18 protein-coding genes are annotated in these 16,311 nt (G+C 67.2%); 8 read left to right on the forward strand and 10 right to left on the reverse strand.

Annotated features, from left to right (window positions below; genetic code table 11):
- Positions 1-401: 401 nt before the first annotated feature.
- Positions 402-2,021 carry a glutamine-hydrolyzing GMP synthase gene (gene guaA, locus D4Q52_RS22475; RefSeq protein ID WP_119858855.1) on the forward strand — a complete coding sequence of 540 codons (1,620 nt, stop codon included), beginning with the start codon at positions 402-404 and terminating at the stop codon, positions 2,019-2,021.
- 136 nt (positions 2,022-2,157) lie between these two features.
- Here the strand turns inward: guaA and D4Q52_RS22480 are convergent, their stop codons facing one another.
- The 3 genes from D4Q52_RS22480 to D4Q52_RS22490 all read right to left on the reverse strand — a co-directional run bounded on the left by D4Q52_RS22480 (position 2,158) and on the right by D4Q52_RS22490 (position 3,909).
- The gene (locus D4Q52_RS22480) at positions 2,158-2,589 is read right to left on the reverse strand and encodes a PIN domain-containing protein (protein WP_119858811.1); all 432 of its coding nucleotides are present in this window, start codon (positions 2,587-2,589) and stop codon (positions 2,158-2,160) included.
- Positions 2,586-2,885, reverse strand: coding sequence for a hypothetical protein (locus D4Q52_RS22485; protein WP_119858856.1), 300 nt, complete (start codon positions 2,883-2,885; stop codon positions 2,586-2,588). Before D4Q52_RS22485 ends, D4Q52_RS22480 begins: the two co-directional genes overlap by 4 nt.
- Before the next feature lie 115 nt (positions 2,886-3,000).
- On the reverse strand, positions 3,001-3,909 hold the full coding sequence (locus D4Q52_RS22490) for a LysR family transcriptional regulator (RefSeq protein WP_119858812.1): 909 nt from the start codon (positions 3,907-3,909) through the stop codon (positions 3,001-3,003).
- 97 nt (positions 3,910-4,006) lie between these two features.
- Here D4Q52_RS22490 and D4Q52_RS22495 point away from each other — a divergent pair, with 97 nt between their 5' ends.
- From D4Q52_RS22495 to D4Q52_RS22510, 4 genes are all read left to right on the forward strand, one after another.
- Entirely contained in the window at positions 4,007-4,336 is a 330-nt protein-coding gene (locus D4Q52_RS22495) for a nuclear transport factor 2 family protein (RefSeq protein ID WP_119858813.1), read from the forward strand.
- Positions 4,333-4,605 carry an SDR family NAD(P)-dependent oxidoreductase gene (locus tag D4Q52_RS22500; RefSeq protein ID WP_234831291.1) on the forward strand — a complete coding sequence of 91 codons (273 nt, stop codon included), beginning with the start codon at positions 4,333-4,335 and terminating at the stop codon, positions 4,603-4,605. Before D4Q52_RS22495 ends, D4Q52_RS22500 begins: the two co-directional genes overlap by 4 nt.
- A complete protein-coding gene (locus D4Q52_RS27030; protein WP_182915412.1) occupies positions 4,602-4,760 on the forward strand; it encodes a hypothetical protein in 159 nt (52 codons plus the stop codon). The genes D4Q52_RS22500 and D4Q52_RS27030 overlap by 4 nt, the downstream gene beginning before the upstream one ends.
- A 200-nt stretch (positions 4,761-4,960) precedes the next feature.
- Positions 4,961-6,724 carry a monovalent cation:proton antiporter-2 (CPA2) family protein gene (locus tag D4Q52_RS22510; protein ID WP_119858857.1) on the forward strand — a complete coding sequence of 588 codons (1,764 nt, stop codon included), beginning with the start codon at positions 4,961-4,963 and terminating at the stop codon, positions 6,722-6,724.
- 319 nt (positions 6,725-7,043) lie between these two features.
- On the opposite strand, the gene D4Q52_RS22515 is transcribed toward D4Q52_RS22510, so the two are convergent.
- Complete coding sequence (locus D4Q52_RS22515) at positions 7,044-8,048, reverse strand: helix-turn-helix transcriptional regulator (RefSeq protein ID WP_119858814.1); 1,005 nt, start codon at positions 8,046-8,048, stop codon at positions 7,044-7,046.
- A gap of 86 nt (positions 8,049-8,134) precedes the next feature.
- On the opposite strand from D4Q52_RS22515, the gene D4Q52_RS22520 reads away from it, so the two are divergent.
- Entirely contained in the window at positions 8,135-8,779 is a 645-nt protein-coding gene (locus D4Q52_RS22520) for a glutathione S-transferase family protein (RefSeq protein ID WP_119858815.1), read from the forward strand.
- Between the two features lie 237 nt (positions 8,780-9,016).
- Here D4Q52_RS22520 and D4Q52_RS22525 read toward each other — a convergent pair whose 3' ends face one another.
- Positions 9,017-9,910 (reverse strand): LysR family transcriptional regulator, encoded by an 894-nt coding sequence (locus D4Q52_RS22525; protein ID WP_119858816.1) that lies wholly within the window; start codon positions 9,908-9,910, stop codon positions 9,017-9,019.
- A 106-nt stretch (positions 9,911-10,016) separates the two neighbouring features.
- On the opposite strand from D4Q52_RS22525, the gene D4Q52_RS22530 reads away from it, so the two are divergent.
- The gene (locus D4Q52_RS22530; protein ID WP_119858817.1) at positions 10,017-10,886 is read left to right on the forward strand and encodes an SDR family oxidoreductase; all 870 of its coding nucleotides are present in this window, start codon (positions 10,017-10,019) and stop codon (positions 10,884-10,886) included.
- A gap of 305 nt (positions 10,887-11,191) precedes the next feature.
- Positions 11,192-11,842: a LysE family translocator gene (locus D4Q52_RS22535; RefSeq protein ID WP_119858818.1), complete on the forward strand. Its 651-nt coding sequence runs from the start codon at positions 11,192-11,194 to the stop codon at positions 11,840-11,842.
- A gap of 10 nt (positions 11,843-11,852) precedes the next feature.
- On the opposite strand, the gene cobA is transcribed toward D4Q52_RS22535, so the two are convergent.
- The 5 genes from cobA to cbiE are packed head-to-tail and all read right to left on the reverse strand — an operon-like array spanning position 11,853 to position 16,311.
- Complete coding sequence (gene cobA, locus D4Q52_RS22540; RefSeq protein ID WP_119858858.1) at positions 11,853-12,602, reverse strand: uroporphyrinogen-III C-methyltransferase; 750 nt, start codon at positions 12,600-12,602, stop codon at positions 11,853-11,855.
- Positions 12,602-13,981: a cobyrinate a,c-diamide synthase gene (locus D4Q52_RS22545; protein ID WP_119858819.1), complete on the reverse strand. Its 1,380-nt coding sequence runs from the start codon at positions 13,979-13,981 to the stop codon at positions 12,602-12,604. The genes cobA and D4Q52_RS22545 overlap by 1 nt, the downstream gene beginning before the upstream one ends.
- Positions 13,923-14,702 (reverse strand): precorrin-4 C(11)-methyltransferase, encoded by a 780-nt coding sequence (gene cobM / locus D4Q52_RS22550; protein ID WP_119858820.1) that lies wholly within the window; start codon positions 14,700-14,702, stop codon positions 13,923-13,925. Before cobM ends, D4Q52_RS22545 begins: the two co-directional genes overlap by 59 nt.
- Positions 14,702-15,091 (reverse strand): cobalamin biosynthesis protein, encoded by a 390-nt coding sequence (locus tag D4Q52_RS22555; protein WP_119858821.1) that lies wholly within the window; start codon positions 15,089-15,091, stop codon positions 14,702-14,704. Before D4Q52_RS22555 ends, cobM begins: the two co-directional genes overlap by 1 nt.
- The gene (gene cbiE, locus D4Q52_RS22560) at positions 15,088-16,311 is read right to left on the reverse strand and encodes a precorrin-6y C5,15-methyltransferase (decarboxylating) subunit CbiE (RefSeq protein ID WP_119858822.1); all 1,224 of its coding nucleotides are present in this window, start codon (positions 16,309-16,311) and stop codon (positions 15,088-15,090) included. The genes D4Q52_RS22555 and cbiE overlap by 4 nt, the downstream gene beginning before the upstream one ends.

Genomic DNA, 16,311 nt, shown 5'->3' on the forward strand with positions numbered 1-16,311 from the left:
CCCGCGCGCGCGGCGGGCTGCTGTTCTTCTCACCGTTCAGCTGCCCAAAAAACACCCCCCCCCCCCCCCCCCCCCCCCCCGGGGGCCCCCCCCCCGGGGGGGGGGGGGGGGGGGGGGGGCGGCCCCCCCCACGCAGGCACAGTGCCCGGGGACCCCCACCCCCAACCCCTCCCCGCAAAGGGGAGGGGAGTAGGGCACTGCGCGCTCCCTCTCCCGCGTGCGGGAGAGGGCTGGGGTGAGGGCGCCCCAAGCACTGCGCCCGCAGAACAGCATCCTTCGAGGCCGCCGCTACGCGGCGGCGCCTCAGGATGACGGTGGAGGGTGGGGCTGACGCTGCACGGGGCTGTGCTCACCCCGTTTTCCCCGTTGCGAGCCGCGCCTTGGTCGCGTATTTGCTGCCCATGACAGCCCCCAGCACACCTTCCGCCTCCGTGGTCCCCTCCGGGGCCGACACCTCGCCGCATGTCGCGGCGATCCATGAGAAAATCCTGATCGTCGATTTCGGCTCGCAGGTCACCCAGCTGATCGCCCGCCGCGTCCGCGAGGAGGGCGTCTATTCCGAGATCGTGCCGTTCCAGAAGGCCGAGGCCGCCTTCGCCGAGATGCAGCCCAAGGCCGTGATTCTGTCAGGCGGCCCGGCTTCGGTGCTCGACGACAATGCCCCCGCCGCGCCGCTGTCGATCCTCGAGGCCGGCGTGCCGGTGCTCGGCATCTGCTACGGCGAGCAGACCATGGCGCAGCAGCTCGGCGGCACCGTCGAGGCCGGTCATCACCGCGAATTCGGCCGCGCCCAGATCGAGATCACCGACGACTGCGCGCTGTTCGACGGCGTCTGGCAGAAGGGCGGCCAGTACGACGTCTGGATGAGCCATGGCGACCGCGTCACCAAGCTGCCCGACGGCTTTCGCGGCGTCGCCAAGGCGCCGGGCTCGCCGATCTCGGTGATCGCCGACGACACACGCAAGTTCTACGCGATGCAGTTCCACCCCGAGGTGGTGCACACGCCGGACGGCGCCAAACTGCTGCGCAACTTCGTCCGCAAGGTCGCAGGCCTGACCGGCGACTGGACGATGCGCGCCTTCCGCGAGGAGGCGATCGACAAGATCCGCGCCCAGGTCGGCAAGGGCAAGGTGATCTGCGGCCTCAGCGGCGGCGTCGACTCGGCGGTCGCTGCGGTGCTGATCCATGAGGCGATCGGCGATCAGCTCACCTGCGTGTTCGTCGACCACGGCATGCTGCGCAAGGACGAAGCCAAGACCGTCGTCGACCTGTTCCGCCACCACTACAACATCCCGCTGGTGCATGTGGACGCGTCGGAGACCTTCCTCGGCGCGCTCAAGGGCGTCACCGATCCGGAGCAGAAGCGCAAGATCATCGGCAAGCTGTTCATCGATGTGTTCGACGCCGAGGCCAAGGTGGTCGGCGGCGCCGATTTCCTGGCGCAGGGCACGCTGTATCCTGACGTGATCGAGAGCGTGTCGTTCACCGGCGGCCCGTCGGTGACGATCAAGTCGCACCACAATGTCGGCGGCCTGCCCGAACGCATGAACATGAAGCTGGTCGAGCCGCTGCGCGAACTGTTCAAGGACGAGGTGAGGGCGCTCGGCCGCGAACTCGGCCTGCCCGAGGTGTTCGTCGGCCGCCACCCGTTCCCCGGCCCCGGCCTCGCCATCCGCTGCCCCGGCGAAATCACCGCCGAAAAACTCGACATCCTGCGCAACGCCGACGCCGTCTACATCGACCAGATCCGCAAAGCCGGCCTCTACGACCAGATCTGGCAGGCTTTTGCCGTGCTACTTCCGGTCAAGACAGTCGGCGTCATGGGCGACGGGCGGACCTACGAGTACGTGGTCGGCCTGCGCGCGGTGACGTCGACCGACGGCATGACGGCGGACTTCTACCCGTTCGAGATGGCGTTCCTGGGCGCGACGGCGACGCGGATCATCAACGAGGTGAAGGGCGTCAATCGGGTGGTGTACGACGTGACGTCGAAGCCGCCAGGGACGATTGAGTGGGAGTGAGGGTGTAGTGCCGGCTACTGGGGGATACGACATCGTCGAAATGGCAGCTTAGACGATCTAATAGATCTCAACCGACGTCGGAAGCATCGCGGAGGCCGGTCTTTAGAGCTTTGGGCTTTCGTACCCCGTCGCTGCATCATATCGCTCCGCGTATTGGATTGACGACTTTAATCCCGACGAAGTCCTTTTCGTTATCAGTCACCACGATACATTCGTTCGCGCCGGCGACGGCGGCGATGATCATGTCGAGGCCGCTTCGCGGCTTACCGGCCCTCGTGCCTTCAGCCATCAGGCGCGCCCAAATCAGCGCAGCCTTGTCGTCGAACGATAGTATACGACCCGCAAAGAGCGCCTGGGGCCCTTCAGGTCCGGAGAACCACCGGTCGAGTGCGTCGCGCTTTTTGCCGCGCGGCTTCTCCAAAATCCCGCGGCGTATTTCTGCAACGGTCAGCGAAGCAAGAAACAAATCCTCGTCGCGTCGGGTCGACATCCAGGAGAGGAGAGACTCCGATGGCTGAGGTTTGACGACGTTGCTGATGATATTGGTGTCGAGGAGATAGCGTGTCACAGGTCGACCTTCCGCCCCTTTTCACGTGGCCGGGAAAGATCGAGATCGGCACCTACGAGCGGCGAACGACGCAATGCAGCAACAATCCCGCCCGGCTTGGGCGGCTCGCCAGCGATAGACTTGCTCATGGTGGCGCGAAGCTCAGACGCTTCTGGCGTATCCTCCGAGAGGCGTCTGGCGACCGATCGGATAAGATCGCGGTCGGTATCTCGACCCAGCACCTCGAAACGTGCCAGGCCGCGCTCGCCGAGGCGGGATCGATAATTCTGGATGGCGCGCTTCTGCGAATTGTCCATCATGACCTCCGGCATATATCCAGTAATATAGCCAGAAAAAACGACTCCCACAACATGGTTCGCAGACTTCGTTGCAGACGCAGCGATCACGAGAGGGGCGCCGCAGCAAGCGCAATTACCGAGCAACCCCTCGTTTGGCAGGTGCGCGTGCCATGTCGATCAACGCTTTGAACGCGGCCGAGGGATGTCGTCGGCTGGGATAGTAGAGACACAAGGGCGCTAGCAAAGGCGTCCAATCCTTCAAGACCCGAACGAGGCGCCCTGCCTCGATGTCTTGTCGCACATCGGACTCCATGAAGTAGCCGATGCCGACATGATCGAGTACCGCGATGCGCGCCAGGCTCGCCTCATCCAGCGTGATCGGTCCTTGGACATCGATCTGCACGGGCTGACCGTCCTTTTCGAATTGCCAGCGATGCAGTGCGCCATTCGGCAGCCGGATGCGCAGGCATGCATGGCGCAGCAGGTCGGGGGGCACGCGGGGCTTGCCATTGGCTTTGAAATATTCCGGCGACGCGACCACCGCGAAGCTGCGGGCAGGGCCAACGGGAACGGCAATCATGTCGCTCGGCACGAGGTCTGCGTTCCTCAGGCCAAGATCGAATCCTGCGGCAACGATGTCCACGATTCGGCCCTCGGTGACGAGGTCGATGTGAACGTTTGGGTAGCGTCGCAAGAACTGCAACAGCAGCGGACTCAGCACCTCTCGCGCACCTGTCGCGAACGCATTGATCCGAAGCGTCCCGGACGGGGTTTGCTGCTGCGAGCGGGCGGCGCCCATGGCGTCGTGAAGTGTCTGCACCGCAGGCCCGACATGGCTGACGAAATTCTGCCCTGCGTCCGTCAGCGAAACGCTACGCGTGGTGCGGTTGAACAGCCGGACGCCGAGCTGGCGCTCCAGCTTGCTCACGACGTTGCTCAGCGCGGTGGTTGACAGGCCGAGTTCAAGCGCCGCTGCCCGGAACGTCCCGCGTCGCGCGATCGCAAGAACAGCATGAAATTCGGTCAGGCCGTATTTTGCCATTGTCCCGCTTTCCGCAACGTGACGTGCCGGTTTGCACCGATTATCGTGAGGGATGCCGATCGCTAAATCAAGCTTCGCCACGTCAAGGAGCCGACCGATGTCGATCGAACTACCCAAACCCATCGCCGACTATGTCGATGCGAATGCACGGCTGGAGCTGGACGGCATGCTGAAGCCTTTCGCCGCCGATGCTGTCCTGTTGGACAACGGAAAACGCCTCGAGGGTCATGCTCAGCTGAAAACCTTGTTTGAAGACGAGGTGATCGCAGTCAAGGCGATCTTCACGCCGGACACCGTTCGCCACGACAACGGTCAGGTCGTCGTGGAGGGGCCTGCCCATGGTGACTTCAAAGGCAGCCCGATTCGTTTCACCTACCGCTTCACGCTCGAAGGCGACGTGATCAAAGCCCTGGAGATCACGGCATGACCGTCAAGGCCGATCCTGCCGAGTTCGCCGGCAGACCCGTACTGATTAGCGGCGGCACCAAGGGGCTGGGCCGCGCCACCGTCGAGCGCTTCCTGGCCGGCGGCGCCCGCGTCATCACCGCGGCCCGCGGAACGCTGGAGCCGATTGACGGCGTCGACTACGTCCAGCCGGACTTGGCGACGGCCGTAGGCGGCGAAACTCTGGCCAAGGCGGCGATCGAGCGTCTTGGCGGAGTGGACATTCTGGCTCACGTGTTCGGCGGTTCGTGAGCGGCGTGCCTCCGGCTTTTGTGAAGCGCGCGACCGCGGCGTCGATGTCGTCGGTGGAGAGCGCGACGTGCGTGATCCCGAAGTCGCTGGACCGGCTGGACCTGTTCGGGGCCGTGCCTGAGCCTTTCGAAGTCGCGATCATGATCGCTTTCTAGACCGGCGGCTTCGTGCAACGGCGGCGTTCCTGATTGTGCGACGCGGTGGGCGGTCCTTAAGGCTATCCCCGCGGCGCGTGGACTGGTAGGTCGGATGGGACGGCGTGTCCGCGCCGCCGCGCGCCGGATCGCGCCCAACCCCGACGGCAGCCGAGTATCGCCATGACTTGTCGCAACGCTTCAACTTCACTGCCGAACTGATGGCAGAAGCGAGTCTGGCGCAGACGATCGGGCCCGCTGTCGTGTTGATGGCTGCCGCGGTCGTGGCGGTGCCTCTGTTCCGGCGGATCGGGCTGGGGTCGGTGCTCGGCTATTTCGCGGCGGGCGTCCTGGTCGGGCCGTCGGTGTTCGGCCTGATCACCAATGCGCAGTCGATTCTGCATTTCTCCGAGCTCGGCGTCGTGATGTTTCTGTTCGTGATCGGACTGGAATTGCGCCCGCAGAAGCTGTGGGCGATGCGCGGCCAGATTTTCGGACTGGGCCTCGTCCAGGTTGCCGTCGCAATCGCAGCGCTGTCGGGGACCGCGGTCGTGCTGTTCGGTTTGTCCGGCCCGGTCGCGTTCATCGCCGGGGCGGGCTTCGTGCTGTCGTCGACCGCGGTGATCATGTCGGTGCTGCAGGATCGCGGCGAGATTGCCAGCGCCGAGGGCCAGAAGTCGGTCTCGATTCTGCTGTTCGAGGATCTGATGATCGTGCCGCTGCTCGCGGTCGTTGCTTTTCTGTCGCCGCTGTCGCACAGGCAGGCGGGGTGGACGCAGGTTGCGGTGGCGCTGGCCGCGCTGCTGCTGTTGCTCGGCGTGGCGCGCTGGGCACTGAATCCATTCTTCGCGCTGCTGGCGCGGGCGCGTACCCGCGAAGTGCTGACGGCGGGCGCGCTGCTGGTGGTTCTGGCCGCCGCGCTATTGATGGACGTCGCCGGCCTGTCGATGGCGATGGGTGCGTTCCTTGCCGGGGTGATGCTGTCGAGCTCGAGCTATCGGCATCAGATCGAGAGCGATATCGAGCCGTTCCGCGGCCTGCTGATGGGTCTGTTCTTCCTCGCGGTCGGCATGTCGCTCGACCTGTCGATCGTCGCGGCGGAATGGATGTTTTTGCTGGCGATGCTGGCCGCATTCACGGTGGTCAAGGGCGTCGTGGTGTTCGGTGTCGCCCGGCTGTTCGGCGCTTCCAACCGTCAGGCGTTGCACCGCTCGTCAATGTTCCTGCAGGGCGGCGAGTTCGCCTTCGTGCTCTACGCCGCGGCGGCCGCGGGCGGTGTGATCGACGCGCGGTCCAACGCTTTGTTCGCCACGGTGGTGATCCTGTCGATGGCGCTGACGCCGCTGCTGATGCTGGTGACCGATCGCCTGTTGCGCACCGAGGCGTCGATGGACGGCATCGACGTCGCGCGCGACTTGAAGGGACGGATCTTGCTGATCGGGTTCGGCCGCTTCGGTCAGATCGCGTCGCAGGCGCTGCTGTCGCGCGGCGTCGAGTTGTCCGTGATCGACCGCGATCCCGACCGGATTCGCGACGCGGGCCGCTACGGCTTCAAGGTGTTTTTCGGCGACGGTGTCCGGCTCGATACGCTGCGGCATTCGGGAGCCGGGGAGGCCGACGCCATCATGGTCTGCGTCGAAGATCCCAAGGCCGCGCTGCAGATCGTGGAATTGGCGCAGCACGCGTTTCCCCTGGCCAAGCTGCTGGTGCGGAGCTACGACCGCGCCCACGCGGTGGACCTGATCCGCGCTGGCGTCGACTACCAGATCCGCGAAACGGTCGAATCCGCGTATCTGATGGGCGCTGAGGGGCTGCGCGTGTTGGGCTTTTCCGAGGCCGACATCGAGGAAGCGGCGGCCGACATCCGCCAGCGCGACGAGGAACGTTTGCGCGAGCAGGTGCAGGGCGACGCGATGTCGGGGCTCGACCGGCTGCACCGCAGGCCAGTCCCGGAGCCGCTTACCAGGGTCTCCGTGTCGAAGTAGGGGTAGGGCAAGGCGCGCAGGCCGGGCTCGCCGTGAAAGAGCGCTGAGAAACGCCTTCTCAGCGGCTCCGAACGAAGCATCTGGTCGGGCCTGATATCAGGCGCCGGGTCGCGTTCTTCCGCGCGTCCAGCGCGCATCCGTCCGTTTGCTTGCCTGCGTCGACGGCGGCAGGCTCGCGCGAATAGGCAAAATGAAGACCACGGACGGCCGTCGTCATGCTGAATTATCTTCGCTTTCTAAAGGATGGCGGCAGGGAGCGATATGCGGACTACCTCACCGTGGCGGGGCTGATCGGGGCGCGAGTTGGGGCAGAGATCGTCTATACCGAGTTTCGATCGCTCTGCGCGGACTGCCTTGCCTCGTCATAACGGCCCGCCATCGCCCGCGCGAGCTCCGCGATCGTTGCGCGTAGATCCACCGGTGCCAGAACTTCGGCTTCGGGGCCGAGGCGCAGCAGCTCGGCGGCGGCGTGCCAGGATGTTGTGCCGACCGGAATCCTTGCGACCCGCCAGCCGTCAGCGTCCGCAGTATCGTCGATTTGCGTGCGGGCTTTGACGTAGGGCTGACTGAGAGCGTTCAGCAACTGGATGCCGAGTGGGGATAGCCGAACCGTGGCCACGTTGGGATGTAGTTCGGCTTCCATGCGCAGCGTTGCGCTTTGCCAATAGGCGGCGAGATCGAAATCGGCCGGACGGGTGAAGCGGTCGTCGAGCGGCACGCACTCGAGCACGCGGGCAATGCGATAGGTTCGAACGCTGCCGTCGACCTGGCCCGCCAGATACCAGCTTCCCCCTTTCAGCACGAGGCCGAGCGGCGCGATCCGACGCTGCTTCTCGGCGCGCCAGCTCTGGTAGCGGATATCGATCCAGGTGCCGCGCAGCACGGCGCCGGCAATGGCCCGCAAGTGCGTGGGTTCCTCGGCCGCGGCGAACCAGCCGGGCGCGTCGAGGTAGAAACGCTCCTGCATCCGCCCAGCATCCTCGCGCAAATTCGCGGGCAGCGCGGCCATCAGCTTGTTCTGGCCGGCGATCATCGCTGCATCGAGCCCCAGCGCGGCGGCGGGGCCGGGAAGGCCGGCGAGGAACAGCGCGCCGGCTTCGCTCTGCGACAGGCCGTTCAGCCGCACGCGATAGCCGTCGAGCAGGCGATAGCCGCCCTCTGCCCCCCGGTCGGCATAGACCGGCACACCGGATGCGGCGAGCGCGTCGATGTCGCGATAGATCGTGCGCACCGAGACCTCGCAGGCCTCGGCGAGTTCCGGCGCGGTGGCGCGTCCCCTGGCCTGTAGGGTGGTGAGGATCGACAGCATTCGGCTCGCGCGCATGATTCACTCAACCATACCTGACACAGGATGTCAGGTATGGTTCGCTAGAAGGGTCCTTATTGCCAACGCGCTGATGGAGGCCACCCGTGACCGATCCAGACCGACTGACCCTGTTCTATTCGCCGCAAACCCGGGCAACCGGGACGCGCGTCCTGCTCGAGGAGCTCGGCGAGCCCTACGATCTGCATGTGCTGAACATGAAGACCGGCGAGCAGCGCCAGTCCGGCTATCTCGCCGTCAATCCGCTCGGCAAGGTACCGGCGATCCGCCGCGGCGACGCGCTGGTCACCGAACAGGTGGCGATCACCATCTATCTCGCAGACTTGTTTCCGCAGGCGGGCCTCGCGCCATCGATCGACGATCCGTTGCGTGGCCCGTATCTGCGCTGGATCGCGTACTACGGTTCGTCGTTCGAACCGGCCGTCGTCGACAAGTTCATGCAACGCGAGCCGGCGCCGGTGGCGATGTCGCCCTATGCCGACTACGAGACGATGCTCAGCGCGCTGGAAGCGCAACTCGCGGCCGGACCGTATCTGCTCGGCGATCGCCTCACCGCCGCGGACATGTTGTGGGGAATCGCTCTCGATTGGACCATGAATTTCGGCCTGGTGCCGAAGCGAGACGTCTTCGTGCGCTACGCCGAGCGGATCAGAACACGCCCCGCGTTTCAACGGGTCACTGCAGCTGATGCCGAACTGGCCGCGCATCACGCCGCTGGGACTGCGGGCTGATCTGCGCCCCGGATCGCCGCGCCGTGCTGGCCGACCGGCACCGCGACCGTCAGCACCTCTCGATTAGTCTAGCGAAGTCTTCCCGCGGCTATTTCCGATCCCGTCGAGGCTTCAACCATGTCGTTCGCACCTCGCCGACGTCGCGATTGCAGCCGAGCGTGGAGAGATCGTTGGTCGATCGATGAAGCCTGGTGCCGCGCTGTCGCGCGGGGCATTGGCAGAGCCGAGTTGCGAGCCTCATGACCTGCCGACGAAGCTTGCGAGTTCGTCCGGGGTACCCGCCGGGAATGACTGCTTGAGATGATCGAGGAAGGCCGAGACGCGCGCGCTGAGTAAACGTCGCGACGGATACAGGGTCCACAGGGTGATCTCGGGGGCGTCGATGTCGCCCCATGTCACCAGCGTGCCATCGGCGAGATCGTGACTCACCAGTGACAGCGGCAACCGGCCGGCACCGACCCCGGCCCGCACGGCATCGCGCGCCATGATCAGCGACGACATCGCCAGAACTGGTTCGACCGCAAGGATCATAGGCCCGGTCGGGGTCTTCAGCGTCCAGCCCTGGCGATCGCCGGCCGAGCGCACGACAGCCGGAACGGGGCGTTCGCCGTCCGGTCGGGCCAAGGTGGGACTGGCAACCGCGACCAGCCGGTCGCGCAGGAAGATGCGTCCGACCAGAGCGTCGTCCGGATCGGGATTGACGCGGATCACCAGGTCGAACCCTTCCTCGATCATATCGACCGGCCGGTCTTCGGTGGTCACCTCGAGTCGCACCTCCGGATATTTCAGCGCGAAGCCGGCTGCGATCTTGCCCATCGCGGTTTGCGAAATCAGCAGCGGCGCGCTGATCCGCAGCCGGCCGCGCGGTGTCTCACCGCCCGAGGCTATCGAGGCGGCGGTGTGTTCGAGTTCGGTCAGCAGTTGGCCGGCACGCTCGGACAGCGCGCGGCCTTCTTCGGTGAGTTTGAGCTCGCGCGCGCCGCGTTCGAACAGCCGCAGGTCGAGCGCCGCCTCCAGCTCCGCGACCCGGCGGGACAGCGTCGCCTTCGGGCGGGCAGTGGCGCGGGCGGCGCGGCCGAAGCCGCCGTGACGCGCCACGAGGACGAAATCAGCCAGGGCGAGAAGGTCCATGTCGTTCCACCGGTGAGACGATGTGTTCAGATATAGCGGCTATCTGGCCGAATGTGGATCGATCATTTTCGGGAGGTCTTCAGACAGCAACCCACGGAGAGATCCCATGACCATCCTCGTCACAGGCGCCACCGGCCGGATCGGACGCCACCTGGTTCAGCAACTCGTCTCCCGCGGCGCCAGCGTGCGCGCGCTGGTCCGCGACCCGAGCAAGGCCGATCTGCCGGCGGGCGTCGAAATCGTGAAGGGCGACATGCTCGACATCGACTCGCTGCGCGCCGCCTTCACCGGCATGCGGACGCTGTTTCTGCTCAATGCGGTGAGCGGCGACGAATTCACCCAGGCGCTGATCGTGCTTAATATCGCACGCGAGCAGGGCATCGAAAGCGTCGTGTATCTGTCGGTGATCCACGCCGATCGCTTCGTCAACGTGCCGCACTTTGCGGTGAAGTTCGGCGGCGAGCGGATGCTGACGCAGATGGGATTCGGCGCCACCATCCTGCGGCCGGCCTACTTCATCGACAACGAACTGATGATCAAGGACGTCGTCCTCAATCACGGGGTCTACCCGATGCCGATCGGCAGCAAAGGCATCGCCATGGTCGACGCCCGCGACATCGCCGAGGTCGCAGCGTTCGAACTGATGCGCCGCGATCAGGCACCGGGCAAGCTGCCGATCGAGACCATCAATCTGGTCGGCCCCGACACGCTGACCGGCGCCAGCGCCGCCGCGATCTGGTCGGAGGTGGTCGGCCGACCGATCGTGTACGGCGGCGACAATCCTTCCGGCTTCGAGCAAAATTTCGCGACCTTCATGCCGAAATGGATGGCCTACGAGATGCGGCTGATGGCAGAGCGCTTTGTCAGCGACGGCATGGTACCTGACGCCGGCGACGCCGAGCGGCTGACCAAGTTGCTCGGCCGGCCGCTGCACTCCTATCGCGAGTTCGCAAGCGCAATTGCGGCGGCTGCCTGACAGCTCGATCAGAAATGCGAACTTTAAGCTTGGGCACTTTCGTCTTCACGCGTCATGCCCGGCCCTGTGCCGGGCGTCCACGCCTTGCCGCCGGAAATGTAGAAAAGGCGTGGGTAGCCGGGGACAAGCCCGGCCATGACGGAGCTTGCGTTAGGCCAGGTGATCTACAGCTAACGCTGAGAACTCGGTTCGAATATTGAGTGAGGCCCTGAAATTTCGACGGCGATCGAATGTTTCACGTCGATGTCATCAAGAGCGGATCTGCTGTAGTCTATCGGCGCGCCTTCTTCTCCGTCTAAGTCCTCATGGATCCAACCTCTGCCATCATCGCCTTCTCGATCGCCGCTGCGCTGCTGACGATCACGCCCGGACTCGACACGGCGCTGGTGCTACGCACGGCGACAGTCGAGGACGCCCGCTCGGCGATGGCCGCGGGGGCCGGGGTGTCGGCCGGCGTGCTGGCGTGGGGACTGCTGGTGTCGCTCGGGCTCGGCGCGCTGCTGGCGGTGTCGGAGATTGGCTACCGCGTGTTGCAGATCGCCGGCGCGATCTATCTGCTTTGGCTTGGCGTCCAGATGATCCGCGCAGCGCTACGGCCCGGCCGCGCGCCGCAGCCGCAGCTTGACGCGGTCGATGACGAGGCGCCGCGCGCGTCGCCGCCGCGCTGGTTTTGGCGCGGCATGCTAACCAATCTGCTCAACCCGAAAGTCGGCGTGTTCTACGTCAGCTTCCTGCCGCAGTTCATTCCGGCTGACGTTCCGGTGGTGGCGTTCAGCGTCGGGCTCGCGGCGTTGCACGGCACGATGGGGCTGCTGTGGTTCGCGGCGCTCACCGCAGCGACGCGGCCGCTGGCGCGGCTGCTGCGCCGCCCCGGCTTCACGCGGAGCATCGACGGCCTGACCGGCGCGGTGCTGATCGGCTTCGGGCTGCGGCTCGCGCTGGAGCGAAAGGGCTGAGCCACGGCCGTCAGGCCTGCGCCAAGGCAAATCCATACAGGATCATGCAGGCGCCTTGTGGGCGCTGCGTCGAAAGCCGTTCGGCGATCTCAACGACCGTGCCGTGCATCACCCGCATCTCCGGCGAGCCGAGGCTTTCGACGATTGCCGCGGGCGTCGCCGGATCGAGGCCGCGCGCTAGCAGGCGCTGCACCAGTGCCGGGAAGGTCGCCTTGCCCATGTAGATGCAGGTGGTTGCGGCCGGATCGGCCAGCGCCGCGATGTCGAGATCACCGGGCAGGCGGCCGTCGACATCGTGGCCGGTGACGAGCTGCACGCGGCGGGCGACGCCGCGTTTGGTCAACGACGCGCCGAGCGCGGCCGCCGCTGCGGTCGCGGTGGTGATGCCGGGCACGATTTCGACCGCGATGCCGGCCTCGCGCAGTGCGCGGAGTTCTTCGTCCGACCTTGCGAACACGGTCGGATCGCCGGCCTTCAGCCGCACCACGCGCTTGCCGGCGCGCGCATAGGCGACCAGCAGCCGGCTGACTTCGTCCTGTCGCGGCGACGGATGGCCGGCGCGCTTGCCGACCGCGACGAGCTCCGCGTCAGGGCCGACGAACGCCATGAAATCCTCGCCGGCGAGATCGTCGTACAGCACGACCTCGGCCGCCTGCAGCCGCTGCATGGCGCGCAGCGTCAAGAGGTCGGCATCGCCGGGTCCGGCGCCGACCAGCGCGACGCTGCCGGGCGCGAAGCTTGAGGGAGGTGGTGTCGGGATCACGCGGCAAGCTCCGTCGCGCGGTCGATCATGTGAAAAAACGTGCCGGTGACATGGCCGCGGCGGCTGCCAGTCTCGGCCGTCGTCCCGCCCGCGGCATCGCAGATGCTGGCGAGCGGCTCGTCGGCCGCGGAAAGTACGCGCGCATAGTGATACTCGTGGCCGCGTAGCACAGTCCCGGCGGGGTGGCCGGCGGCGGGCGCGTGCAGCGTCGCGATGCGATAGCCGAGATGTAGCTTGCGCTGCGCGAAGTCGGTTTCCAGACCCAACAGCCCGGCCATGGCGTGGCGCGTGCCGTCGGCATCGATCAGGCCGGCGCCGAGCGTCATGTAGCCGCCGCACTCACCGTGGACGGGACGTGTCGCGGCGAAGGCGCGTAGTCCAGCCATGAAGCGCGACGCAGCGGCAAGCCGGCCTGCGTGCAGTTCGGGATAGCCGCCGGGGAGCCAGGCCGCGTCGCAACTGTCTTCGGGCGCCTCGTCGGCGAGCGGCGAGAACGGCAAGATCTCGGCGCCGGCGGAGCGCCAGCCGGCAAGCAGATGCGGATAGATGAAGGAAAACGCGTCGTCGCTGGCAAGCGCGATGCGCTGGCCGGGTGGTGTGAAGGTTGGCGTCGCCGCCGTATCGAACTGTGACGGCTGCGCCAACTCCTCGAGCGCGGTAAGATCGATGCCTTGCTCGGCGAGCGTCGCCAGCGCCTCGAGCCGTTCGGTGAGTTGCGCGTGCTCGCGCGCTTGCACCAGCCCGAGGTGACGGTTCTTGATCGACTGGCTGGCGTGGCGCGCCAGCGTGCCGAGCACGGGGATCGGATGCGCCGCGAAGCCGGCGCGGACCAGCGTTTCGTGCCGCGAACTGGCGACGTTGTTGAGGATGACGCCGGCGACGGTGACGTCGGGCCGATAGCGCGCGAAGCCGAGCGCGACCGCGGCGGCGGATTGCGACTGGCCGGCGACGTCGATCACCAGCACCACCGGCCAGCCGGCGGCGGCTGCGATATCGGCGGTCGCGCCATGGCCCCAGGCGCCGGCATCGCTGCCGCCGTCGAACAGGCCCATCACGCCTTCGGCGATACACAGCTCGGCATCTGATCCGGCTTGCAGCAGTGCGGCGACGCGGCCACGACTGAACGCCCAGGAGTCGAGATTGTAGCAGGGCCGGCCCGCCGCCGCGGCATGGAACGCCGGGTCGATGTAATCCGGCCCGCATTTGTAGGGCTGCACTACGCGGCCGCGCCGGCGCAGCGCGGCGAGCAGCGCCAGCGTCACGGTAGTCTTGCCGCTGCTGGTCGACGGCGCGGCGATAATCAGTCCGCGCGGATGATTAGTCACGGCTGCCGCCGTCCTGCGCCGCGCGGCGATAGCGCCGGTCGTAGCCGGCATCGTACAGCGCGCTGTCGCGGAAGTTCGTTGCCGCGAGCGCAGGGCCGACCAGGATCAGCGCGGTGCGATCGATCCCGGCCGCGGCGACCTGCGCGGCGATCGACGCCAGCGTGCCGCGGATAATCTGCTCCTCCGGCCAGCTCGCGCGCACCACCACCGCAACCGCGCAGCCGTCGCCGTAATGCGGTCGCAGCGTCGCGACGACCTTGTCGAGCACATGCACCGACAGATGAATCGCCAGCGTCGCTCCGGTCGCCGCATAGGCGTCGAGCGTCTCTCGCGGCGGCATCGCCGAGGCGCGGCCGGAGGTGCGCGTCAGCACCACGGTCTGCGCGACTTCGGGCAGCGTCAGTTCGCGGCCGAGGGCCGCCGCCGCTGCGGCGAAGGACGGCACCCCGGGTGTCACCGTGTAGGCGATGCCGTGCGCTTCCAGCCGGCGAATCTGCTCGCCCATCGCGCTCCACACCGACAGATCGCCGGAATGCAGCCGTGCGACGTCGTGGCCGGCCGCGTTGGCCGCCACGAACTCCGCCGTGATGGCGTCGAGATCGAGCGGCGCGGTGTCGACGATGCGCGCGTTCGGCGGGCACTGCGCGATGATCTCGCGCGGCACCAGCGAGCCGGCATAGAGGCAGACCGGGCAGCGCTGCACCAGATCTTGCCCACGCACAGTAATCAGGTCCGGCGCGCCCGGGCCGGCGCCGATGAAGTGGACGGTCATCAATGGGTCTCCTCGATCGCGACCGCGGCGGTGGCCTGGCGGTCGCGCGACACGAAGCGGGATACGGCGAGGCGCGCTGTGGGGCCGGCCGCGGCCAGCGCCGCGGCTTCGCAGACGCTGCCGACGCCGCGGGCGCGGGCGACGCGCGCCGAATGCGTGGTGATCCGCGCCGCAGCCTGCTGCAGCGCCGGCTCGTCGATGGCGAGGCAGGGCAGCGCAGCGGCCTCGGCCGCAGCGATCAGCGGCGGGTAACTACTCTTGTCGGCGGGTGTCGCCAGCAGCGTCGGACGCGCCGGCGCAGCGACGTTCCGCGCGGCGTCGATCACTTCGGCGATCGACGCCTGCGGCGCCGCCGCGCGAAAGCCGAGACCGATCACCACGCGCGTCATTTGCGGACGCTCCATTGCACCACCGGGATCGCGGCGCGCCACGCGGTGAGGCCGCCGACCGGCGCAGCGCGTTCGACGCCCAGTCGCAGCAACTCGCCGCCGTAGCGGGCGTGCCAGGCGATCAGCAGCGCTTCGCTCTCTAAGGTCACCGAGTTGACGACCAGCCGACCGCCTTGCGGCAGGGCCTGCCACACCGCCTCAAGCACGCCGGGCCGGCTGGCGCCGCCGCCGATGAACACCGCGTCGGGCATTGGCAGATCAGCAAGCGCTTCCGGCGCTTCGCCGAGCCGCAGATCGAACTGCGGCACGCCGAGCGCTTCGGCATTGGCGCGCGCGTTCGCCAGCCGGTCGGCGCGCGCTTCGATGCCGATTGCGCGATTACTGCGCGCGGCGAGCAGCCATTCGATGCCGATCGATCCCGAGCCGGCGCCGATGTCCCACAGCAATTCGCCGCCGCTCGGCGCGAGGCTCGACAGCGTCACCGCGCGCACCTCGCGCTTGGTGAGTTGGCCGTCGGTCTGGAATAGCGCATCGCGCAGCCCCGCCGTGATGGGGATGATCGCAGCGTCGGGCTCGGCCGCGACTCCGATGCCGAGCGCGACCGGCGCGGTGATATCGCTGAAGGCGAGGGCGGAGGCGCTCGCTTGGCGGACGCGTTCGCGCGGACCGCCCAGCGCTTCGAGCACGGTGAACTGCGAGCCGCCGAATTTCGCTGTCGTCAGATAGGCCGCGATCTGCGCAACCGCGGCGCCATCGCGAACCAGCACGATCAGTTGCGCCTTCGGCCGCAAATAGGACCGCAGCGCCGCGAGTGGCTGCGCATGCAGGCCGAGCGTGATGGTGTTCTCCAGCCGCCACCCGAGCCGCGCCGCCGCCCACGCGAAGGTCGAGGGCGCGGGGAGCGCGGTCCATTCGCCCGGGGCGAGATGATCGGCCAGCACCGCGCCGGCGCCGTGCCAGAACGGATCGCCCGAGCACAGCACGACCACCTTGCGGCCACGCTGCGCCAGCACCTCAGGCAGCGTCTCCGCGAACGGCACGCGCCACGGCAGCGCCGGTTTGCCGAGCGCGCTCACCATCGTCAGATGGCGCTCGCCGCCGATCACCAGTTCGGCCTGCGTCAGCAGCGCGCGCGCCTTCGCGGAAAGGCCATCTAGTCCGTCCTCGCCGATTCCGACGATGGACAGCCACGGCGTCGCTATGTCATCGCTGAGCGCCAT

This window comes from Rhodopseudomonas palustris, assembly GCF_003591005.1.
GTDB lineage: Bacteria > Pseudomonadota > Alphaproteobacteria > Rhizobiales > Xanthobacteraceae > Rhodopseudomonas > Rhodopseudomonas palustris_K.